Genomic DNA, 22,434 nt, shown 5'->3' on the forward strand with positions numbered 1-22,434 from the left:
CCGATGCCGCGCCCACCCGAGCTCTGAATGCGGGTCATGCAGTTCCACGGAGGGATGCGACACCGCCCGATAATCAGGCTTGCTTGAAGCATAGCCATTTCGGTCAAGTCAGCGATCTGGGGCCATAAGCCGTGTCGATGTAAAGGCGATACGGCGCTAAGCTTTGACAATGTCCAGAACCGGCGTCAGGGCCGCTGCATATGCCGAGATCGCATGATCCGCGATTGCGTCGATCTCCGCGACGCCGATATCCGTCAGTGCCCGGTGGTGACGGAACGGCCAGATCGGCACTTCCACGACGGGATCGTTGCCGTAACGATAAGACCGCCCAGGCACGCCAGCCAGCACCTCGGCCAACCGCGCGCCGACGCCGACGCGCGACGCCCCGAACGTTGTCAGCACCACAGGAGGCCGCCCCAGATCGGTCATCAAGGCCGCCGCTGACACCGCCAGCGCACCACCGAGGGAATGACCTGTCAGGTAGAACGATCCCGTCAAGATCGGCAACAACATCGGCACGATCGCCTCCGCTCCCGACATGAAGCCGCGATGGCAGTAGCCCAAACGCGGATGGTCCATGACGGGCGTTGGAACCGCATCAATGTCACGGAACCAGTCTCGCCAACTGGTCGGAACCGTGCCGCGGAATGCGACCACGATCAGCCCGCCGATCGAAGTAACGACCGCGTGGATGTCGCTCACCACGAACGTTGCGGGAGACACGTAGGCAGCGGCGGCAGCGGCGCAGAGTTCGGCGTCGGACGGGATCACGCGAACGTCCAAAGAAGGCTGTAAGCTTCCTCGATCCGTGACGCCAACCACTCCGGGTCGGCCTCTGTCGTGCCGCCCCATGTCGCGATTCCGTAACCGTCTGACGTATAACGCCACGGTGCTACGCAATGGCCGCCGACTTTGGCTCCCGCCTTCTCTGTTCCGCCAACCCACTTGGCGTCAGGCTCCACGTCCGCCTCATACAGCATGACGCCAATGTAGGCTGCGCCATGCGCCCAGATTGCGTCTTTCAACGCCGCGTCCGAAAGCTGGATCGAGGCAAACCGCGGAACCAGCGGGGTTTGTTCTCCGCAGCCGAAACCTGCGTTGCGCGCGCGCTCCAGCACGTCCAGGAGCACCAAGCCGTCCGTCGCCTCCATCGCTGCCTCGGTTGCCGCGCAGCCCGCCAGCGACGCATAGAAGGCCAGCAGCGCGCCCTCCACGTTCACCAGATCGAATCCATGCACAAGCGCCCATATCCGCGCCGAGTTCATCAGCCCGGCGATACTGCATGTCGGCAGAACATCGTTGCGGACCAGCGAAGGCGTCCAGGCAATATCAGACCGCGGCAACGATGCGGGCGCGGGGGCGAGTGCCATTCGGTGCTGCGTTACGGCGCCGACACGGGCGGGATCGTGGGGGAGTCGTCCAAGTCTCATTTCTTCAACATCTCGAAAGCGTCATACCCTGCCGGAATCTGCGTCCTGTCCGGATGCACGTAGCATTCAGCGATCAGACCGGAGCACGAACCGGCATCGTCCGCGATCGAAGGCCCGGAGAACGACACCCCGGCAACCGTGCCGTCACGCAGCACACGAGCATGGAAATGGCACTCACTCGGAGCGCCTATCCTGGCGGTCCCAAACGGTGTCGGCAGCACCAACCAGGCGCTCCCTGCCGTCGGTTTTTCATCCCACTGCAACAGCACCTCATTCGGCCCGTTGCGCATGGACTGGTTCGGCACGCCGGCACAGGCGATCAGATCCGTTGCCGACATGCCGATCAGCGCCTCGCGCGACCGGTAGACCTGCGCAGCGCAACCCGCGACAAGCACGGCAGCCAGGATTGCGCCGCAGCGGATCACTGCGCCGCCAGGACCGCGCGCGCCTGCGCCGCGCTCATCTTCGGAGCGCCGCCCACAACCGGCACGCCAACTGCGGTGAGCATGACCGGCAACAGAGCAACGGCGGCCTGAATGACCAGCGCATAAGGCGCCAGGGCCGGGATGGTGGCAGCAATAGCCGCCAGACCCTGAACGGCCTGCTGCACCTCTTGGACGGTCCCAGCGGGCGGGTTGGCGACGCTCGCAGCAAACGCCTTGGCGTCAGCCTGGATCACGGCGAACAGGGATTGCGCCTTGGCAACCGTGGCAGCCGGAATGTTCGGCACAGCGGCCAACGCGGCGACGAACGGCGCCAGACCCTGCGCCTCAAGGTTAATGTCGGCTGCGACCTGCGAAATGGTCAGCTTCGTGGCGCAGGCGGCGAGAGGGATCAGCGCGACGGCAGTGGCAAGCAGAGTGCGGCGGTTCATCGTGAGACTCCGGTGGTAACGGTTGCCGGTGCGGCAACAACTGGCACAGAAACGGTTTGCACGGGCGCAGCCGGCCAGCGCCGGTTTGCCCAGTTGATGAGGCTGTGACCGCTGACCAGGACCACCGCGCCAATGGTGGCGGCCACGTCCGGTGGCGGCGGAGCGACGTGCAGCGCGGCGCACAGCCAAGAAATGACACCGCCCAGCATGGCTCCGGTTACGGCAGCCGCGCCGGTGGCGACAGGCGAAGACGAGTTCATGGTGTTGTTTCCGTATTAAACTGGTCATCAAGCAGGTCAGCTTCGTCCTCGACGCGTGGCGCTGGGTGAATGGTTGAGCGGCCAACCGGCACGGAAACGGCGTGGTCCGCTGGACTGTTGTCCCCAACGGGCGCCGCGTCTGGGGTGAGAAAGAGTTCGCGCTCGAGGGCGCGTCGGTTGACCAGGCCCGCGTCTTTATGGCCGCCCGCAAAGCACCAATCGGCGAATTGCGCGGAGGCTGCATTCATGTCGCCGCGTTCAGAAGACGCAGCAGCGTTGATGTTTTCAGGGCGTTCGCGCCGATATTGTAACAGAAGCTGCACAACGCGGCAGCGGCATGATCCGTTATTGGGGCAGTCACCAGAAGACGAACATGCTTCAGAGCGCCAGCAACCATCGTTGCGAGCTGCATCTCGGCAACCGGCTGCGACATGTGCGGCGTGTGTATCGTGACTCTGGAGCCGTCAGCGAGATAGGTGAAGCCGTATCCGATCGAAGCATTGCCCGCGGAGTCGAGGTAGGGCGCCGACCGAAAACCCTCGCGCTCAGCGATGAAGTCAACGGCAATGGGGAGTGCGGTATCGGTCACGCCGCAAACTCCGCAGGAACCACCGCAAGTTCCGTATAGATGGTAGGCTTGGCTGCCGCTTGGAACATTTCGATCTTGTGTACGACGCCAAAGGAACGATTCCAGCCAGCTATCATGCCGAAGATCAGACCGCAGACGGCGTCCATCGGCGGGCGGTCAGCCGGATGCCGCATCGAATGATCAAAAGGATCAATGCCACTTTGAACGGCAACGCCATGCTCGTGCGCGATCGAGGTGGATGCTGGAATACCCGCTTTCAGCGGGACGGAGGTCTGCTTGCACACATCCGCGTAAGCAGCATCGATCCCGCCTTTGTATTTTGAATATAGTTCGATTGTTTCTCTGCACGAAATCGGCGACGCATCAGACCCGTCTGTCGCGGTGGAAATACGCAGTGTATCGAGATGGTCGTGAACCTGATCGGCGAGCCGATACATCACATCCCAGCGGTCGTAGTCCTTATCAAGCTGGATGTGCGTCCGCTTACCGGCGCCGATCGACAGGCCAAGCTCGGTTGTCGCCGCGGCGACGGTGTGATTGGCCGACAACTTCGGCCAAAGCGCCGCGAATGCGGCCCAAGCTGCGAACATAGCGGGTTCCAAACAGGCGCTGAAATGAAGCTGGCTCGAACAGTTTTCAGGCTTTGCAGGCCGTGAAGCTGCGGTAACACGGCGTTAAGAATATAATCACAAATTATGTCGGAAGTCAAGATAATTCCGACATCAAAGAATAAAGTCGGGTGTCCATGAGCGGGGCGATGCTGGCCGGGCTGCCTCAATTCGCGCTGCTGCCGTGCCTGTGAGAACACGCGCGACCGGGTTTGCAGGCAGCCGCAGTTGGTTCAATAGGTCCGAAACATGCGCATGATGACATCAGGGTCGCTGCTGGCGGTCAGGGCGAGGGACAGCAGAATGCGTGCCTTTTGTGGATTGAGATTATCGGCGATCAGAAATCCTGCCTGCCGCAGCCTGGTGCCGCGAAACGTGCGCCCAGATCCGGCGCGGGTCGACTGCACGACGACGATGCCCTGGCGCGCGGCCTCGGTCAGCGCATCAATTTCGCCCGGTGGGCAGAATCCTGGAGCGAACCCGGCGGCGATGATGCCGCGAGCACCGGCGGCGACGAACGCGCGCACCGCGGCACCATCGCCGCCAGCGTAGGAGTATGAAATATCGACCCGAGGCAGCGCCTGGATTTCGCCGATATCGAATTCTGCATCCGGTGCGTGGCGTCGGATCGGGCGGCGATAGAAGGCCACCGCGTCGCCGTCGACGTGGCCGAGCACGCCGAAATCCGGCGTGCGAAATGTCTGCAGTCGCAGCGTCGAGGTCTTTGTGACCTCGCGCGCGGCGTGGATCTCGTCGTTCAGGACTGCAAGCACGCCCATGCCGCGGGCGTCCGGGCTGGCGGCGACGCGAATGGCACTGACCAGGTTCATGCCAGCGTCGCTCGACAGCGCGCTGGAAGGGCGTTGCGCGCCCACTAGCACCACGGGTATCGCGACCTTGACCGTCAGGTTGAGGAAGTATGCGGTCTCTTCCAGGGTGGCGGTGCCATGACCTATAACGATCCCGGCAAGATCGGGATGATCGATCACCACCTGGCGGCAGAGTGCGGTGAGATCCTTCCATTCGGGAAAGCCGATGGCGGGGCTGACGATGTTGCGATAGCGCACTGCGATGACGTCAGCTACCAGGGCGGTCTCGGGCCAGCGGTCAAGGATTTCCTCGGCGTGCATGACATGGCCGACGGCGCTGTAGTCCTGCACGTCCAACGGTCCTCGGCCCAACGAGGCGATCGTGCCACCGGTGCCGATAAAGGCGACTTTGGGTTTGGTCATGCCGCCTCGGCCAGGATCGGCGGCCGGGTTCGATGCCAGTCGGTGTCCCGCTGGTAGGCGTCGGCGACGTTGAGGATGCGTGCCTCGGCGAACGGGCGGCCGGCAATCTGCAGCCCGATTGGACAGCCGTTCGGATCCAGCCCGCACGGCACGCTGATTGCCGGCAGGCCGAGATAGTTGAACGGCCTTGTGTTGGCCGACACCGCCATAAATTTGTGCTCGGTGCCCGGCGGCCCGTGGTCGATGTCGGTTTCGCTCAGCGTCGGCAGGCAGGTGCGGATGGTCGGCGTCGCCAGCACGTCAAACTTGGAGAAGACCTCGGCGGCGAAGGCCTGCAACACCGGGCCGCGGCGGCTGAGCGCCTCGACATAATAGGCGGCCGGGATGGCGTATCCGGGATACATCCGGGCGCTGATATGGGCACCGTAGGCCTGTGGGTCGGATCGCATCCATTCGGCGTGGATCGGCGCGGCCTCGACGCGGGAAATGATGCCGCCGTAGGCCGCGACCGCTTCCATTAATGGCAGTTCGATGCGACTGACGCTGGCGCCGCGAGCGGTCAGAACTTTCAGCGCGACTTCCATGGCGGCGACGACCGGGGCGTCGGCGTCGTCGAGAAAGACGTTGGTCGGCACACCGATGCGCAGGCCGCGCAGGTTGCCGTCAATGAAATCCTCGTAGCGCGGGACCGGTTCATGCGAGCTGGTCGGGTCGAGCGGATCATGCCCGGCGATCACCGTCAGGATCCGGGCGCAGTCGCGGGCGGTTCGCGCCAACGGGCCCACGTTGTCGAGCGAGAACGACAGCGGCATTACGCCGTAGCGCGAGACGCGGGTCTGCGTGGGCTTCAGCCCGGTTACGCCGCAGGCCGAGGCCGGCAAACGGACGGAGCCGCCGGTATCCGAGCCCAGCGCCATATAGTTGCAGCGGGCCGCCACCGAGGCACCCGACCCCGACGAGGAGCCACCGGTAATGTAGGGCAGATTCCAGGGATTGTGGCAGTCTCCGAAGGTCTTGTTGTGACCGGTCGGGTTCTGCGCGAACTCGGCCATGTTCAGGCCGCCGAAGGTGTAGGCCCCGGCCGCGGCGAGGCGCTGGATCACCGTGGCGGTGACGCTGGGACGGAAGTCGCGGCGGAGTGCCGATCCGCAGGTGCTGAGTTTGCCGGCCTGATAGTACATGTCCTTGTGGGCCATTGGCACGCCGTGCAGCAGACCGCGCGCCTGGCCCTGGCCGAAGGCGGCGTCGGCCGAGCGCGCGGCGGCCTCGGCTTGGTCGCGGTCTTGCCAGATCATCGCGTTGATGCGCGGATTGACCGCGTCGAGATTGGCCCAGCAGGCGTGCAGCAGGTCAAGCGACGTGGCCTTGCCGGAGCCGACCATGTCGGCGGCCTCGGTCAGGCTGAGGTCGGCGAGGCCGGCCATTACAGACGCTCCTTGGTCGCCTGCAGGGCGGCCTCGAAGCTGGATGGCTCGTCTTCGAAGACCAGCGTGCCGCGAAGCGCTTCGAAAGCGCGGATGGTATCGGCCAGTTCCGCCGCCAGGCGTTTCGCCGGATCGTTGGGCGGCGCGACGCCGTGCCATCGCGCGATCGTTGCTTCAACTGAGGTCTCGAAAGCATCCATCTGTCGGCGTCTCCGGGTTCGTCGCCCGTGAGTAGGCAATAAAACGCCAGACTGAGCAATCCGACGTGGGCAAAGAGGGCGGGGCATGCTGGATCGGTCGAAACTATACGAAACCAACGTGCCAAACCGGCTCGACCGGCTGCCGTGGAGTGGCTTCCACTGGCTGGTGGTCTTCGCGCTGGGGATCGCGTGGATCCTGGATGGGTTGGAGGTCACCGTTGTCGGGTCGTTGTCCGGGGCGCTGTCGGACAGTCCGACGCTGCATCTGACCGGCAGCCAGATCGGCGCCGCGGCCAGCGCCTACTTGATTGGCGCGGTCGGTGGGGCGCTGTTCTTCGGCTGGCTGACCGATCGGTTGGGGCGGAAGAAGCTGTTCACCGTGACTGTGCTGGTCTATCTGGTCGCCACCATCGCCTGCGGACTGTCCTGGAACTTCTGGTCGTTCGCCTTGTTCCGGATGCTGACCGGTGCCGGCATCGGCGGCGAGTATGCCGCGGTCAATGCCACGATCCAGGAGTTGATCCCCGCCCGGCGTCGCGGATTCACAGATCTGGTGATCAACGGCAGCTTCTGGCTTGGTGCGGCGATCGGTGCGCTGGGCGCAACCGTGGTACTGGATCCGGCGATCATGCCGCCCGAGATCGGCTGGCGGGCGGCGTTCATTATCGGGGGCGTGCTGGGCTTTATCGTGGTGCTGTTGCGCCGCTTCCTGCCGGAGAGTCCGCGCTGGCTGATGACCCATGGCCAGCCGGAGGAGGCTGAAAAGATCGTCGGCGAGATCGAGGCGCGCATCGAGCGGGAGACTGGGAAGCCACTGCCGCCGGTACCACCCGGGACGCTGACATTGCGCACAGACGTGCGGTCCTGGTTCAAGGTCGGGGCGAAGGCGTTGGTCACGACCTATCGGCGACAGACTTGGCTCGGGGTGACGCTGATGGCGGCTCAGGCGTTCTGTTACAACGCGGTGTTCTTCACCTATGCGCTGATTTTGACGCGGTTCTATAATGTCGCCTCCGGCAGCGTCGGGCTGTTCCTGCTGCCGTTCGCGATCGGCAATTTTCTCGGGCCACTGGTGCTGGGGCGGCTGTTCGACACGATCGGGCGACGGATCATGATCACCGCGACCTATGGCCTGTCCGGCGTGCTGATGGTGATGACCGGCTGGATGTTCGTCATGGGCTGGCTCGATGCGATGCAGCAGACGCTGGCTTGGACCGGGATCTTCTTCGTTGCCTCGGCGGCGGCGAGTTCCGCCTATCTGACAGTCGGCGAGAGCTTCCCGCTGGAGGTGCGGGCGATTGCGATCGCGCTGTTCTACGCGTTCGGCACCGGGGTCGGCGGCGTCGCGGGACCGGCGCTGTTCGGCGAGCTGATCGATACCGGGTCGAGGCTGTCGATCTTCTGGGGGTATTTGCTGGGCGGCGTGCTGATGGTGGTGGCGGCTGTGGTCGCCGGCTTTCTGGCAGCCAATGCCGAGCGCCGTTCGCTGGAGGACGTGGCGCCGCCGCTGTCGGCAGTCAGCCGGTAGACGGGCGTATCGACGGCGTTGCATGGTTCCGCCCAGCGCGGTCATGCTCTACCGTGCCCGCAAACAGACAAGGCACACTGCTTCATGACCGCCCGGACCCGTCTTGCCGTCGATATCGGGGGCACCTTCACCGACCTTGTGCTGTCGCTGCCCGATCGGACTGTTTCGCGCAAATTGCTGACCACGCATGATGCTCCCGACGACGCCGTGATCGCCGGGACGCGGGACATATTGGCGGAGGTCGGGATCGGCGGATCGGCGGTCGATCTGGTGGTACACGGCACGACGCTGGCCACCAACGCGCTGATCGAGCGCAAGGGCGCGCGCACCGCGCTGATCACGACGGCGGGGTTCCGGGATTCGCTGGAAATCGCCTATGAACATCGTTTCGAACAGTACGATCTTTACATGGAGCGTCCGCGGCCGCTGGTGGAGCGCGACCTGCGGCTGGAGGTTGCCGAGCGGTTGGCGGCCGATGGGTCGGTGCTGCTGGATTTGGATGAAGCCGCGCTACCTCGGCTGGTTGACGTGCTGAGGGCGCAACAGATCCAGGCTTTGGCGATCAGCTTCCTACACTCCTACATCAATCCGGCGCATGAGGAGCGCGCGCGGGATATCTTGGCCGCCGCGATGCCGGGTCTGGCGATCACGCTGTCTTCGGAGGTGTGCCGGGAAATCCGCGAATATGAACGGACATCGACCACGGTCGCGAATGCCTACGTGCTGCCGCTGATGGCCAGCTACCTGGGGCGCATGCGGGACGGGTTCGCCGGCATCGGTGTTGCGTGTCCGTTGCTGCTGATGATGTCCTCGGGCGGGGTTTGCACGGTGGAGACCGCGACACGGTTCCCGGTGCGGCTGGTGGAGAGCGGTCCGGCCGGGGGAGTGATCCTGGCGCGGCGGATCGCAGCACTGGGAGGCTACAACCGAGCGCTGTCATTCGATATGGGTGGGACGACCGCGAAGATCACCCTGATCGATGATTATGCGCCGCAACAGTCGCGCCATTTCGAGGTTGCTCGGGCTTATCGGTTTGCCAAGGGCAGCGGAATCCCGGTGCGGATCCCGGTGATCGACATGGTGGAAATCGGCGCCGGCGGCGGGTCGATCGGGCGGGTGGATGACTTGCGACGGATCGTCGTGGGGCCGGACAGTTCGGGGTCCGATCCGGGGCCGGCCTGCTACGGGCGGGGCGGTTCGGCGCCGACGGTTACCGACGCGGACGTGGTGCTGGGGCGGATCGACCCGGCGCGCTTTGCCGGCGGCAAGATCGGCCTCGACCCTTCGCTGGCGCACCGGGCGGTGCTGACCGACATCGGATTGCGATTGGAAATGGCGGCAGAGGAGGCGGCGCGCGGGATTGTCGAGATTGTCGATGAGACGATGGCCAGCGCGGCCCGGGTGCATGCGGTGGAAAACGGCAAGGACACCGTCGGCCGCACGCTGATCGCGTTCGGCGGTGCGGCTCCGCTCCATGCCGCTCGGATGGCACAGAAGTTGGGCATCGAGCGGGTTGTTATCCCGGTGGACGCCGGCGTTGGGTCCGCGCACGGGTTCCTGGACGCGCCGATCGCCTATGAGGTCGCGCGGACGTTTCTGCTGCCGCTGGATGGGCTCGATCCTGAGCGGGTTGGACAGCTGTTTTCCGATATGCGGGCGGAGGCCGAGGCAGTGGTTCGACTTGGGGTTCCGGCCGGATTGCTTTCCGAGCAGCGGACGGGGTCCATGCGATATCGCGGCCAGGGGCATGAGATCGCGGTGCCGTTGGATGATTCCGAGCTCGATCAGGCCGCGCTGCGGGGGGCGTTCGAGAAGGCATACACACTGTTGTTTGGCCGGATCATTCCTGGTTTGGAAGTCGAGGCGGTGACCTGGACCCTGGCGTTATCGCAGCGTTACGCGTTGCCGCCGGCTGATCCGCGGGTTGACGAAGGCGCACCAGCGGTGGCGCAAGGGACGCGCAGGATGGTCGAGGCCGCAAGTGGCCGCGCGATCGATGCGCCGGTGTACGGGCGTGCTTCGCTTTTGCCGGGAGCAAGGCTTCGCGGGCCTGCGGCGATTGTCGAGGATGGCACCACGACTATCGTTCCTACCGGGTTCGAGGCGCGTATCGGCTATAGCGGTGAAATCATCATCGAAGGAGTTACCGCATGAACGACCACCGGACCATCCGGGAACTCGATGTGCAGGTCATGTGGAACCGGCTGCTGTCGGTCGTCGAGGAGCAGGGGCAGACGTTGGTGCGCACCGCGTTCAGCACGTCCGCGCGGGAGGCCGGCGATATCTCGGCCGGCGTGTTCGACCTCAGCGGGCGGATGCTGGCACAGGCGGTGACCGGGACGCCGGGGCACATCAACACGATGGCGGCCTCGGTGGGGCATTTTCTGCAAGTCTTCCCGGTGGCCTCGATGAAGGAAGGTGATGTCTACATTACCAACGACCCGTGGAAGGGAACCGGGCACCTGTACGACCTGGTCGTGGTCTCGCCGACCTTTATTGACGGTCGGATCGTCGCGCTGTTCGCCTGCACGTCGCACCTGGTTGACATGGGCGGCGTCGGGCAGACGCCGGAGGGCCGGCAAATCTGGCACGAAGGGCTGTTCATCCCACTGCTGCGGCTGGTTCGCGGCGGCGAAATGAACGAGGACCTGCTGGCCATGATCCGCGCCAACGTGCGCGAGCCGGTGCAGGTGATCGGCGACGTCTACGCGCTGATCGCCTGCAACGAGATCGGCAGCCGCAGACTGGTCTCGATGATGCGTGAATTCCGGCTGGACGACCTTGATGTACTGGGCCAGGAGATCATCAGCCGCAGCCGGCGGGCGATGACCGAAGCCATCGGGAAGCTACCGAAAGGGACATGGATGAACAGCATGCGGATCGATGGCTACGAGGCGCCGCTCGATCTGGTTGCCTCGGTAACCATTGCCGAGGACACCATCCATGTCGATTATACCGGCACGTCCGGGATGTCGACATACGCCATCAACTGCCCGCTATGCTATACGGAAGCCTATACAACGTTCGGGATCAACTGCGTGGTGGCGCCGAGCGTCCCGAACAATGCCGGGACGCTGGATGCGGTGAAGGTGACGGCGCCGGCAGGAACCATCGTCAGTGCGACGTATCCGGCGGCGGTGTATGCGCGATCCTCGATCGGCCACATGATGCCCGATGTCGTTTATGGCGCGCTGGAGCAGGCGATCCCGGGGCGGGTGCCGGCTGAGGGCACGTCCAACCTGTGGAGTCTGAAGATGGTTGCTGGCCATGGCCTGACCGGGGTCGGCGCGGGGTCCGGCACGCCGTTCATGGTCATGAGTTTCCATTCCGGCGGCGCTGGCGCGCGGCCCCGGCAGGACGGGCTGTCGGCGACACCGTTCCCGTCCGGCGTTCGCAACGTTCCGGTCGAGGCGACCGAGGCGATCACGCCGCTGGTGATCTGGCGTAAGGAGTTGCGGCAGGATTCTGGTGGGGCCGGGCGGTATCGCGGTGGTTTGGGTCAGGTGATGGAAATCAGCTCCCGCGAGGATGCCGCGTTTGGCCTGTTTGCTGGGTTTGAACGGGTCAAATTTCCAGCGCGCGGGCGCAACGGCGGCGGTCCCGGTCAGCGCGGGGCGGTGTCGCTGAAGTCGGGGGTCGGGTTGCAGCCGAAAGGTCTGCAGGTCGTGCCATCGGGAGAAAGGCTGATCATCGAAATGCCGGGCGGTGGCGGAATGGGTCCAGCAGCGGAGCGAGATCCCGCGGCGGTGCGGCGGGACGTGCGGCTGGGGTATCTTTCGGCAGAGGCGGCGAAACGCGATTACGGCGTCGAATAGCCACGCTGCTCGGAGGTTGGGTCGACGGAGTTGTTGGCTTCGGCAAGCTTGACAGGACAGCCTCCCGACAGCGGATTATGCGGCTTCAACCGGCGACAAGCCGGACCGCAATAGGGAGCACGTTATGTTCATCCGCAACGCCTGGTATGTCGCCGCATGGGCCGATGAGGTCGGTGAAACGCCGTTGCCTCGGCGGATCTGCAACGAGCCGGTGGTGTTGTTTCGCGACGTTGCAGGCAACGCCGCCGGGTTGCTGGATATGTGCTGTCACCGCGGCGCTCCGCTGCACCTTGGACAGGTAACAGAGCGCGGGCTGGCCTGCGGTTACCACGGTCTGACGTTCGACCGGTCCGGCCGCTGCGTTCATATCCCCGGCCAGGACCGCATCCCTGAACGGGCTCGGGTGCGCGCCTTCCCGGTGGTGGAGCAGGACGCCTTGCTGTGGATCTGGATGGGCGATCCGGCGAAGGCCGATCCGGCAACGATCGTGTCGTATCCGTGGCATAACGACACCGCACGCTGGCCGCACAAGCACACGATGTATTCGATCAAGAGCGCCGCCATGCTGATGGTGGACAACCTGATGGACCTGACGCATCTCGGCTACGTTCATACCTCAACCATCGGCGGCAATCCGCTGATCCATGTCGAGGCAAAGATGGACACGGTTCGCACGGCGTTTGGACTGAAGTTCAGCCGTTGGATGCTGAACTCGGTGCCCCCGCCGACCTATATGCGGGCGGTGGGATTTCAGGGCCGCATCGATCGGGTGCAGATGTTCGAATTCATTGCTCCGGGGGCGATCCTGCAGTTCAGCGGCGCCGACGAGGCCGGGGCCTACGGCGACGGGAAGATCGAAGACAGCAAGTTGCGGTTCCGGCTGTTCCACGGACTGACGCCGGAGACCGACACGACTTGCTTCTACTTCTGGTCGACAGCAAACGGTTTCCGGCCTAACGAGGCAGCCGCGACCGAGAGCTTGTTCAACGAGATCGCCGCCGCGTTCAATGAGGATCGTACAGTGGTGGAAGCCCAGCAGGCCCGTTTGACCGAGCTGGGCGAAGCCGCGCTGGTTGATATCGCGACCGATGCGGCTCGGCTGCACATGCGCCGCACGGTGGATCGGTTGATCGCGGAAGAGGCGACGGGGCTCGCCGCGCAGTAGTCGGAGGAACGGTTGACCGGACCTCAGGCCGGGCGCCGCGCTTGCTGGATTGCCCGTCAATGTTGTTTCGATATCGGATCTCCTAAGCGGTTGCACGGTGGTGTGATCACACGCAACCTCGACAGTGGGAAATTGATCGTGCGTAACTTCCGCGTAAGGTTGGGGAGGGCGGAAGAATGAGCAAAAAAGCTCACGGGATTGACTTGACTATGCTGATCCGAGCGCGGACCCGTTCTGTATTGATAACAGTGGCACTTGTCGTCGTTGCATCACTTGGCGCCAGTGTGTCGGCGCTCGCCAGCCAATGTTCGCAGCTCGCCAGCGGCTTGTCACTGCAACTGGAAGGCGGCGCCACGGTCGTTGGTCCGGTCACGGTTCAAGACATCACTTCGGGCAGCTATACGCCGACGGGAAGCACCACGCCGATAACCGGCCTGCCACCGTTCTGCCGTGTGGCGCTGGACATCTCCTCGACCGGGAATTCCAGCCAGTCGCAGATCCTGGTGGAGGTCTGGATGCCCGACTTGGGTTGGAACGGCCGGTACCTGGGTACTGGGAATGGTGGCTTTGCCGGTGTGATCAGCACGGCGGCGCTCGCCGGTGGATTGCTGGAAGGTTACGCGGTCGCCAACACGGACCTGGGCACCGGCGTGCTTTACCACTGCAACTCGCTGTATTGCGGTGGACGCACCGGACTCGGCGGCCCGCCGGCGGGCCTAAATGGGCATCCCGACTCGATAAAGGACTTCGGCTACCGCGCCACCCATCTGATGACCGTGGTGGCCAAGCAGGTAGTGAGCGCGTTTTATGGCAATGCCGCGCAGCACAGCTATTTTGCTGGCTGCTCCACGGGAGGGCAGCAATCGCTGATGGAGGCGCAGCGCTTCCCCGAGGACTATAACGGCATCCTGGCCGGGGCGCCGGCGTTTGATCGGACGCATCTGCATATGTCCGGATCATGGCCCTATGCCTGGACGCATGCCTCGACGTCCAGCCTGTTGACCGTGCCGGCATTGTCGCTGATCAACAACGCCGTGCTGGCGAAATGCGGCGGTCACGACGGCGGGCTTGCTGGGGATGGGTTCCTGACACAGCCGGCGGCCTGCCGCTTCGATGCCCGCACCTTGCAATGCACTGGGGCCGAAACCGACGTGCCTTGTACCGATGCGAACGCGAGCTCTTGCACTTGCCTGGCGCCTGAGCAGGCCTCGGCGATGGAGGCGATCTGGCATGGCCCGGTGGACGATCGTGATCGCCGGCTGCAGCCCGGTTTCCTCCGCAGCAGTGAGACTCCGGTGCCGTTGACGGCGGCAAATCCGGTCGGGAATCTAGGCCTGGTCTGGGCTGAATCAGAAAATGAGCCGCCATTTGATGGACTAATCTTCTGGGCCCTTGGGCCGGATTGGAAGTGGCAAGATTTTTTCGCCGACCCCACCGATCCGGTCGCGATGCTGTCGTCGGAAATCAGCGCCATCGACAACTCTCGGGTGGGCGACATGAGCTTTGCCCAGGCACTGAACGCGACCAGCACCGACCTTGGCGCGTTTCGCGATAACGGCAGCAAGCTTATCCTCTACCAGGGTTGGGCCGATCCGCTGATTCCGGGCTATGCGGCAGTGGATTACTGGCGGGCGTTGCGCCGCGGCGAAGCGTCGAGGCTCGCCGACTATGCACGCTTGTTCATGGCTCCCGGGATGTGGCACTGCAGTGGCGGTCCTGGACCGAATGCGTTTGGTGGGCAAGATCAGGTGGCTTCGCCGAAGCCGGGCGATCCGACCGACGACGCCTTGGCGGCGCTGACCGACTGGGTGGAGAAAGGCGTGGCGCCGACCCAGATCATCGCTACCAAGTATGTCAATGATGTGCCGGCGCAGGGCATCGCGTTGCAGCGGCCGATTTGCCAATACCCTCGGCACGCGGCCTATCGTGGCTCTGGCGATCCGAGCGATGCGGCAAGCTTCGATTGCGTGCGCAATCAGGGGGACCGAATCCTGGCGCCGGCGCCGATTTACGGGCCGTAAACGAAGCGACCGACTGGGGGCGTCCGCCCGGCCAGAGCGGGCGGCGCTTAGCCGTTTGGCGGGCATCAAGGGACGGCGGAGCGAGCCCGGAAACCTCCGACTCGTGGCCGCGCTATCCTCCCTGCCCTGCCCGCGCTATATCCCGGCCATGGCTGCGGCGCGCTCCCTGATTCGCATTGCCGTCAATGTTGCCATCGATGGCGGCTTTGCGGCCTTATCGGTGCCGGTGGCGCGTTGGCTCGCCGAACCGGGGGCGCCCGCGCTTTATCCGCTTTGGACCATCCCGCTGGGCGCGCTGTGCCTGTTGCTTGCCGGGATCCCGTTCCGGCTTTCGCTGCAATACTGGCGGTTCGCCGCGATCGGCGATCTGCTGACGGTTGCCGCCAGCGCCGCCACCGGCGCGGCACTGTTCACGGCGGCGACGCTGGCGACATCAGCGGCACCGAGCAGCGTCGGGTTTCCGTTCATTTACGGACTGACCTTACTGCTTTTTCTGGGCGCTCCGCGAGTCGGCTACCGTTGGCGCCGCGGCCGCCCGGCGACCAAGCCGCCGCAACTCGACGCTGCCTCGATCCTGCTGGTCGGTAGCATCGAGGACGCCGACCTGTTCATCCGGGCACTGTCGCAGGATCGCCGTCAGGCGTTCCGGGTCGAGGGGCTGCTCGCGTCGTCGGATCGTCAGACCGGGCGGCGCATCCAGGGTCACCGTATCCTGGGTTCGCTCAACGATGCCGCTACGGTGCTGGCGCAATTGCAGGCCGAGGACCGGCTGCCCGGCACTCTGGTGTTCGTCACCCCGGAATTGTCCGGCGCCCGTCTGGCTCAGGTCGTGGCGCAAGCCGACCGGTTCGGGTTGCAAGTGCGCCAGGCACCCCGGCCCACCGCGCTGGCCGATCCTGACCAGCCGCGCCCGGTCGAGCTCCGCCCGGTCGCGATCGAGGACCTGCTCAATCGGCCGCAGGTACCACTGGATCGCGATGGCATGGCGCGACTGATCCAGGGGCGGCGGGTCATTGTGACCGGCGCGGGGGGGACGATCGGCAGCGAACTGGCGCGCCAAGTCGCCGCGTTCGGTCCCGCAACGTTGATCCTGTTGGACAATGGCGAATACGCGCTGTGGCAGATCGATTTGGAGTTGGCGGAAACCCATGCTCAGGTGAACCGCCGCACGCTGATTGCCGACATCCGCGACGAGGCCCGGATCCGCACCGTGTTCGAGGAACATCGACCGGACCTTGTGTTCCATGCGGCGGCGCTGAAACACGTGCCGATGGTGGAGGCCAATCCGCTGGAGGGCATGGCGACAAATGCGGCCGGCACGCGTCATGTCGCCGATGCGGCGCGGGCCAGCGGGGCGTCTGCGATGGTGCTGATTTCGACCGACAAGGCGGTCAACCCGACGAGCGTGATGGGCGCGTCCAAGCGGCTGGCCGAGATGTATTGCCAGGCGCTGGATATCTCGGCGCGGTCTTCGCATCAGGGCATGCGCTGCGTTACCGTTCGGTTCGGCAACGTGCTGGGGTCCACCGGGTCGGTGGTGCCGCTGTTTCAGCGCCAGCTTGGCCGCGGCGGCCCGCTGACCGTCACCCATCCCGACATGCAGCGTTATTTCATGACGGTGCGCGAGGCGGTGGGGCTGGTGCTGCAGGCCAGCGTACTGAGTGTCAGCGGGGCGTCGCTGCCGGCGGGCGAGAACGGCGGCATCTTCGTGTTGGACATGGGGGAGCCGGTGAAGATCGTCGATCTTGCACGCCAGATGATCCGGCTTGCGGGATTGCAGCCGGAGCAGGACATCGAAATCCGTTTCACCGGCCTGCGCCCTGGCGAGAAGCTGTATGAGGAACTGTTTCACGGCAAGGAGCCGCCGGTGCCGACCGGTTATGCGGGCCTGTTGATGGCGACGCCCCGCACCGCCGACCCCGCTATCGTCGGGCGCGCGATGGAGGAGATCGGCAGCGCCTGCCGGGGCGGGCAGGTGAAGCTGGCGTTGACCCTGCTGGGAAGGCTGGTTCCGGAATTCGAGCACAACATCGACGGGTCCGCCGGGGAAATTCGTGCCTGACCGTGCGCCGGCCGTGTTGCTTCATCCATTTTCGCACTCAAGGGTTCCATGACCGATAAACAGCCGATCCCATTTCTTGACCTGAAAGCCCAGCAGCGCCGCATCGCCATCGATCTGCGGCACCGACTGGATGCGGTGCTGGAGCACTGCCAGTTCGTGCTCGGCCCCGAGGTTCGCGAGCTCGAGACCGCGCTGGCGAAGTTCTGCGGTGCGGCGCACTGCGTCAGCGTCAGTTCCGGCACCGATGCGTTGCAGATCGCGTTGATGGCCGAGGGCATCGGGCGCGGCGACGCCGTGTTCCTGCCCGCTTTCACCTACACCGCGACGGCGGAGGTGCCGCTGCTGCTGGGCGCGACGCCGGTGTTCGTGGACGTCGATCCACGGACCTTTCAGATCGACCCGGTTCACCTCGCGCAACGCATCGAGCAGGTGCGCGCCGACGGCAAACTGAAGCCGCGGGCGATCATCGGCGTGGACCTGTTCGGTCAGTCGGCCGAATGGCCGGCATTGCGCGACATAGCCCGGCAGAACGAGTTGTTCCTGCTTGACGATCTGGCGCAGAGCTTCGGCGCCAGCCTGCACGGCAAAATGCTCGGCTCGCAGGCCGACGCGACGGCGACCAGCTTCTTTCCGTCCAAGCCGCTGGGTGCCTACGGCGATGGCGGCGCGCTATTCACCGAAAGCGAGCAGCGGGCCGAGTTGTATCGCAGCCTGCGAACCCACGGTGAGGGCAAGACGCGGTATGAGGTTCTGCGCACCGGGATGAACGGCCGGCTGGACTCGATCCAGGCCGCGGTGCTGCTGGCCAAACTGGCGGTGTTTCCCGAGGAACTGCGGGCGCGGGAGCGGATCGCCCAGATCTATGACCAGCGGCTGGGCAACGCTGTGACCACGCCGAAGCGGGTGGCCGACAGCACCAGCGCCTGGGCGATCTACGCTATCCTGCTGCACGACGAGGCCGCCCGCGACCGGGCGCAGATGGTGTTACGCGCCGGAGGCGTGCCAACGGCGATCTACTATCCTCGCCCGTTGCATCGCCAGCCGGCATATAGCGCCCAGCACGACGGTTCGGCGCTGCCGGTATCCGAGGATCTTGCCACGCGCATCCTGGCGCTGCCGATCCATCCCGACCTGACCGACCACGACGTGGACCGGATCTGCACCGCGATGCTCGCGACGGTCTGAGAGTCCACCCACCCATAGCGGTCGCCTATGCCGCGATAGAGACAAATCGTTTCCGTCACCGCAGTGCCGCGCTTATCGTGGCAACACCGTAGAGCGCGATGGTCTGAGGCTGGATCAACCTCCGCCGGCAATCGCCCTCTGCAACAAATCAGACCATGATCGCTTCAACCTGAAGCTTTGATGGCGTAGGGAACGAATTGTGATGCCAGCACCAGCGCAAGCCCTATCGAGGCCGAAAACGGAAGCCGAGATCATCGCAGACTTCACACTTGGCCTCGACCTCGACGCCATCCCGGCCGCGGTCGTGTCGCTGGCCCAGGAGCACTTTCTTGACGTGGTCGGGATAGCGCTCGCTTCCTCGACGTTCGACTTCGGTCGCGCTGTTCTAAAGGCTGCCCGGTCGATGGGAGGTAGCGGAGAAGCGGTGGCGATCGGCAGCGGCGCGATGTTGCCCCCGGCCTCGACTGCCCTGGTCAACGGCGTCCTCGCGCACGGGCTCGATTTCGACGATACGCACATCGGTGCGATCTATCACGCAAGCGCGCAGGCTATGGCGTCGTGCCTGGCCGCGGGAAACGCCAACCGCTCCGATGGACGCTCGGTCCTGACTGCGTTTATCGCCTCACTCGAAGTCGGCTGCCGGCTCGCCTTGGTCGGCGCCGGCGTTTTTCATGACCGCGGCCTGCATCCCACTTCGATGTGCGGCACGTTCGCTTCCGCCGTCGCGGCGGCCCGTCTGGCAGGGGCGGACCGCCAGGCGATGGTCTGGGCGCTCGGCCTATGCGGCAGCATGGCGGGCGGCATTCTTGAACAGGACAACTCCTGGCTGAAGCGACTTCACCCGGGTTGGGCCGCGCATTGCGGCCTGTCCGCCGTGGCCCTTGGCCAAGGTGGATTCTCGGGGCCAGCCACAGTATTGGAAGGCCGCCGTGGCTTTTATTCAAGCCATTTGCAACGCATTCCTGAGGCCGACGACCTGCCCAGTCGCGGCCTTGGCGAGACTTGGCAGACGCTGGGCCTCGCGATCAAACCCTATCCTTGCTGCCATTTTATCCACGCATTCGCAGACGCGGCTTTGGAGTTGCGTGATCGCTTCGACGTGGCGGAGATCGAAAAAATCGAATGCAAGCTGACCGCCCCGCTGCACAAGATTGTCGCTCTGCCAAGATCCATTCGCATTCGGCCGGCCACGCCCTACCAGGCACTGTTCAGCGTTCCCTTTGTCGTCGCCACCGCCCTGGCGCGTGGCCGCGTGGACCTTACCGCCTTCTACGACGAACCGCTTGACGCGCCCGAATTGATGGAGTTGACGGAGCGGACGGTTTGCATCGACGACCCGGAAAGCGATTACCCGGCTCATTTCCCTGGCGAGGTCATCGTCCATCTGCGTGACGGCCGAACCGAGCGACATCGCCAACCCGCGAGTCTCGGTACGCCTGATCTTCCCCTGTCACGCAAGGTGATCGTGAACAAGTTCATGGCGAACGCCACCCGAGCGATACCGACCAAAGCAGCCGAACGGATCGCCGACATCGTATTGAATCTGCAAACCGCCCCGTCGCTGGACGAACTGATGCGTCTGTGCGTCGCATAAGTTAGCGCAAACGCCGCCTGGTATGAGTCTTGGTTTCGCGCGCCGCCGCCCGCCAACCCGGCGCGCCTACCAGTCAGCGCGAGCGCCGCCTGGTATCATTCGATTGGGGCGCAGGCCGCGATCAGTTCCGCGCGAACCGCCGCGGCGAGTGCCTTTGCAGCGGGACTGAAGGTCTGACCTGGCAAATGTCCGATGCCATAGTCGCGCACCAAGCCGACCCCGCTTATCGGTAGCACTCGGTAGCGAGGGTCCGATGCGGCTCCCGACAGGCGTATCACCAGGCTGGGCAACACGGTGAAACCGAGCCCCGCCGCGACGTATCCAAGCAGGGTGGAAACGTTCTTGGCTGTGCGCAACGGCGCGAATGCGGTTTTCATATCAGCGAAGATCCCGGCAATCGCCAATCGGTAGGAATCGAGCAGCAGGAATGGGTGACCAGCCAAATCCTCCACCCGCGTGGCTGGGCCGGCCATTGCCGCAAGCCCAACCGGGCCGACCGCCATGAAGCTGCTCGCCGCGATTCGGTCGAACGCCACGCCCTCGATCGGCATCTGGTGCGAAAACACCGCGAAATCGAGCTGCGCCGCGCTGATTTCGGAGGCCAGCTTGGACGGAAGCTGGTCAAGGACCTCGACCTGTAAGGACGGATGAGATTTTGAGAACCGCTTCAGGATCGGGGGCAGCAACACGGCCGCCAGCGTGGGTGTGGTCGCGACAACGACTAGCTGCCCGCGAATGTCCGCCTCATTGGTGAATTCATCTAGCACCGCATGAAGATCGCGGATGATTGGCTGAACCCGGGCGCGCAGCTTCTCGCCGGCTTGCGTCAGGATAACGGCCCGCGTGGTCCGTTCGAACAGCCTTGCCTTTACTGCCCGTTCCAGCCGCTGAACTCGGTTGCTGACCGATGGCTGCGCTAGGGAGAGACGTTCCGCAGCCTTGCTGAAACTACCCAGTTCAGCGATTGCCACGAATGTTTCAAGTTCCGCCGTGCCGATACTGATCCGAGCCTTCGGCATCGCCACCGGCCGGGTCCGGATCCCGTCGTTCATCATTTTTCTCCCTGCCCCCCCGGACCGGCGCACTATCGCGCCGCCCGCGGCGGCAGGCAACCAACTGGCGGATCAGCGAACGACCGGCCGGTCCAGACCTAAATTCTCCCGCAACGTCGTGCCCGCATAGTCGGTGTGGAACAAGCCCCGGCGCTGCAGTTCGGGCACCACCAGCCGGCCGAAATCCTCATAGGCGCCAGGCCGGTGCGTCGCGGATAGCACGAATCCGTCGCACACCTCCGAGGTGAACCAATCCTCCAGCTGATCGGCGATATCGGACGCCGCGCCACAGAACACTGGCGCCTCGTTGATCGTGCCCCGCTTGCTGAATTCGATGAAATCCCGAGGCGTCGGGTTTGACTTGCCGCTGCGTTCGACCACCCGGGCCTTCAGTCCGAGGTTGATGCCGACCTGGGCCATCTGCTCGTCGTGCAATGGTTCGTCCAGCCTCACCTTGCTGAAGTCGAAGTTCGTCACCTCGGCGATCAGCGTCAGGCTGTCCTCTGGCTCCGCCAGCGACTCGATGAAGGCCCGCTTTTCCTGGGCGATGGATCGGGTCTCGCCGACGATCGCATAGATCGGCGGCGCCAGCTTGACCTGCCCTGGGTCGCGGCCGGCGTCCGAGACAGCGTCCTTGAGCGCGCGGTATGTCGCCCGGCCCGCATCGGGCGACTTCACGGACCCGAAAATCAACTCCCCCCAACGTGCCGCGAATGCCATCCCGCGGCCGCTTTGACCGGCCTGCATGATGACCGGGTGGCCTTGTGGCGAGCGGGGGACGGTAAATGGCCCTCGGGACCGGAACCACTTCCCTTCATGGTTCAATCGCCGGACCTTGGCGGGATCGGCAAACATGCGATTTGCCTGATCCACGATCAGGGCGTCATCCGCCCAACTCGACCAGTGACCCAGCACAACCTCGATGAACTCGTCGGCGCGCTCGTAGCGCAGATCGTGCTCCAGGTGCTGGCTGTGGCCGAAATTCGCCGCCTCGGAATCGTTTAGGGAAGTAACGACATTCCAAGCGGCCCGGCCGCCGATCATAAGATCCAGGGTCGCGAACGCGCGGGCGACATGAAACGGCTCGAAATAGGTCGTTGAACACGTGCCGCCCAAACCGAGCCGGCTGGTCGCCATTCCCATGGCCGTCAGGATCGGTATCAGGTCCATCTTTACCGCCCTGATGCCGTGACGGACGGTTTCGTCGTAGCTGTCACCGAGACTGTCCGGCATCGCCAGGCGGTCGTCGAAAAATGCCAGATGAAACTTGCTTTCTTCCAGCGTGCGGGCGATCCGCTGGTAGTGCTGCGCGGCCAGAAAATCCGGCGGCGCAAGTGATAGGGACACCCCAGCGCCCGGGCGGTGGCAATTCGATTCCAACTATCGACCTGTTGG

20 protein-coding genes are annotated in these 22,434 nt (G+C 64.5%); 8 read left to right on the forward strand and 12 right to left on the reverse strand.

Annotation, left to right across the window (positions count from 1 at the left end; all coding sequences use genetic code 11):
- Nucleotides 1-156: 156 nt before the first annotated feature.
- From ACQY4Y_RS24055 to ACQY4Y_RS24100, 10 genes are all read right to left on the reverse strand, one after another.
- Nucleotides 157-771, reverse strand: a complete 615-nt coding sequence (locus ACQY4Y_RS24055) for a lipase family protein (protein WP_428493100.1) — start codon at nucleotides 769-771, stop codon at nucleotides 157-159.
- Nucleotides 768-1,370 (reverse strand): hypothetical protein, encoded by a 603-nt coding sequence (locus ACQY4Y_RS24060; RefSeq protein ID WP_428493101.1) that lies wholly within the window; start codon nucleotides 1,368-1,370, stop codon nucleotides 768-770. Before ACQY4Y_RS24060 ends, ACQY4Y_RS24055 begins: the two co-directional genes overlap by 4 nt.
- A 56-nt stretch (nucleotides 1,371-1,426) precedes the next feature.
- Entirely contained in the window at nucleotides 1,427-1,768 is a 342-nt protein-coding gene (locus ACQY4Y_RS24065; RefSeq protein ID WP_428493102.1) for a hypothetical protein, read from the reverse strand.
- 83 nt (nucleotides 1,769-1,851) lie between these two features.
- A complete protein-coding gene (locus ACQY4Y_RS24070; protein ID WP_428493103.1) occupies nucleotides 1,852-2,304 on the reverse strand; it encodes a hypothetical protein in 453 nt (150 codons plus the stop codon).
- Nucleotides 2,305-2,560: 256 nt separating this feature from the next.
- The gene (locus ACQY4Y_RS24075; RefSeq protein WP_428493104.1) at nucleotides 2,561-2,812 is read right to left on the reverse strand and encodes a hypothetical protein; all 252 of its coding nucleotides are present in this window, start codon (nucleotides 2,810-2,812) and stop codon (nucleotides 2,561-2,563) included.
- Nucleotides 2,809-3,153, reverse strand: coding sequence for a lysozyme (locus ACQY4Y_RS24080; RefSeq protein WP_428493105.1), 345 nt, complete (start codon nucleotides 3,151-3,153; stop codon nucleotides 2,809-2,811). The genes ACQY4Y_RS24075 and ACQY4Y_RS24080 overlap by 4 nt, the downstream gene beginning before the upstream one ends.
- Nucleotides 3,150-3,743 carry a DUF1937 family protein gene (locus tag ACQY4Y_RS24085; protein ID WP_428493106.1) on the reverse strand — a complete coding sequence of 198 codons (594 nt, stop codon included), beginning with the start codon at nucleotides 3,741-3,743 and terminating at the stop codon, nucleotides 3,150-3,152. Before ACQY4Y_RS24085 ends, ACQY4Y_RS24080 begins: the two co-directional genes overlap by 4 nt.
- A gap of 251 nt (nucleotides 3,744-3,994) precedes the next feature.
- Nucleotides 3,995-4,993, reverse strand: coding sequence for an asparaginase (locus tag ACQY4Y_RS24090; RefSeq protein ID WP_428493107.1), 999 nt, complete (start codon nucleotides 4,991-4,993; stop codon nucleotides 3,995-3,997).
- Entirely contained in the window at nucleotides 4,990-6,417 is a 1,428-nt protein-coding gene (locus tag ACQY4Y_RS24095) for an amidase (protein ID WP_428493108.1), read from the reverse strand. The genes ACQY4Y_RS24090 and ACQY4Y_RS24095 overlap by 4 nt, the downstream gene beginning before the upstream one ends.
- Nucleotides 6,417-6,617, reverse strand: a complete 201-nt coding sequence (locus ACQY4Y_RS24100) for a hypothetical protein (RefSeq protein ID WP_428493109.1) — start codon at nucleotides 6,615-6,617, stop codon at nucleotides 6,417-6,419. Before ACQY4Y_RS24100 ends, ACQY4Y_RS24095 begins: the two co-directional genes overlap by 1 nt.
- Before the next feature lie 85 nt (nucleotides 6,618-6,702).
- Between ACQY4Y_RS24100 and ACQY4Y_RS24105 the strand changes: the two genes are divergently transcribed.
- From ACQY4Y_RS24105 to ACQY4Y_RS24140, 8 genes are all read left to right on the forward strand, one after another.
- The gene (locus ACQY4Y_RS24105; protein ID WP_428493110.1) at nucleotides 6,703-8,145 is read left to right on the forward strand and encodes an MFS transporter; all 1,443 of its coding nucleotides are present in this window, start codon (nucleotides 6,703-6,705) and stop codon (nucleotides 8,143-8,145) included.
- An 84-nt stretch (nucleotides 8,146-8,229) separates the two neighbouring features.
- Entirely contained in the window at nucleotides 8,230-10,299 is a 2,070-nt protein-coding gene (locus ACQY4Y_RS24110) for a hydantoinase/oxoprolinase family protein (RefSeq protein ID WP_428493111.1), read from the forward strand.
- On the forward strand, nucleotides 10,296-11,960 hold the full coding sequence (locus tag ACQY4Y_RS24115; RefSeq protein WP_428493112.1) for a hydantoinase B/oxoprolinase family protein: 1,665 nt from the start codon (nucleotides 10,296-10,298) through the stop codon (nucleotides 11,958-11,960). Before ACQY4Y_RS24110 ends, ACQY4Y_RS24115 begins: the two co-directional genes overlap by 4 nt.
- Before the next feature lie 124 nt (nucleotides 11,961-12,084).
- Complete coding sequence (locus tag ACQY4Y_RS24120; protein WP_428493113.1) at nucleotides 12,085-13,125, forward strand: Rieske 2Fe-2S domain-containing protein; 1,041 nt, start codon at nucleotides 12,085-12,087, stop codon at nucleotides 13,123-13,125.
- A gap of 176 nt (nucleotides 13,126-13,301) precedes the next feature.
- Nucleotides 13,302-15,146 carry a tannase/feruloyl esterase family alpha/beta hydrolase gene (locus ACQY4Y_RS24125; protein ID WP_428493114.1) on the forward strand — a complete coding sequence of 615 codons (1,845 nt, stop codon included), beginning with the start codon at nucleotides 13,302-13,304 and terminating at the stop codon, nucleotides 15,144-15,146.
- Nucleotides 15,147-15,249: 103 nt separating this feature from the next.
- A complete protein-coding gene (locus ACQY4Y_RS24130; protein WP_428493115.1) occupies nucleotides 15,250-17,208 on the forward strand; it encodes a polysaccharide biosynthesis protein in 1,959 nt (652 codons plus the stop codon).
- A gap of 48 nt (nucleotides 17,209-17,256) precedes the next feature.
- Nucleotides 17,257-18,393 (forward strand): DegT/DnrJ/EryC1/StrS family aminotransferase, encoded by a 1,137-nt coding sequence (locus ACQY4Y_RS24135; protein WP_428493116.1) that lies wholly within the window; start codon nucleotides 17,257-17,259, stop codon nucleotides 18,391-18,393.
- A gap of 202 nt (nucleotides 18,394-18,595) precedes the next feature.
- Nucleotides 18,596-19,987 (forward strand): MmgE/PrpD family protein, encoded by a 1,392-nt coding sequence (locus tag ACQY4Y_RS24140; protein WP_428493117.1) that lies wholly within the window; start codon nucleotides 18,596-18,598, stop codon nucleotides 19,985-19,987.
- A 95-nt stretch (nucleotides 19,988-20,082) separates the two neighbouring features.
- Here ACQY4Y_RS24140 and ACQY4Y_RS24145 read toward each other — a convergent pair whose 3' ends face one another.
- Nucleotides 20,083-21,039: a LysR family transcriptional regulator gene (locus ACQY4Y_RS24145; protein ID WP_428493118.1), complete on the reverse strand. Its 957-nt coding sequence runs from the start codon at nucleotides 21,037-21,039 to the stop codon at nucleotides 20,083-20,085.
- A 72-nt stretch (nucleotides 21,040-21,111) separates the two neighbouring features.
- Nucleotides 21,112-22,386, reverse strand: coding sequence for an LLM class flavin-dependent oxidoreductase (locus ACQY4Y_RS24150; RefSeq protein WP_428493119.1), 1,275 nt, complete (start codon nucleotides 22,384-22,386; stop codon nucleotides 21,112-21,114).
- Between the last annotated feature and the right edge of the window lie 48 nt (nucleotides 22,387-22,434).

This window comes from Rhodopila sp. (assembly GCF_965277165.1).
Taxonomy (GTDB): Bacteria; Pseudomonadota; Alphaproteobacteria; order Acetobacterales; family Acetobacteraceae; genus Rhodopila.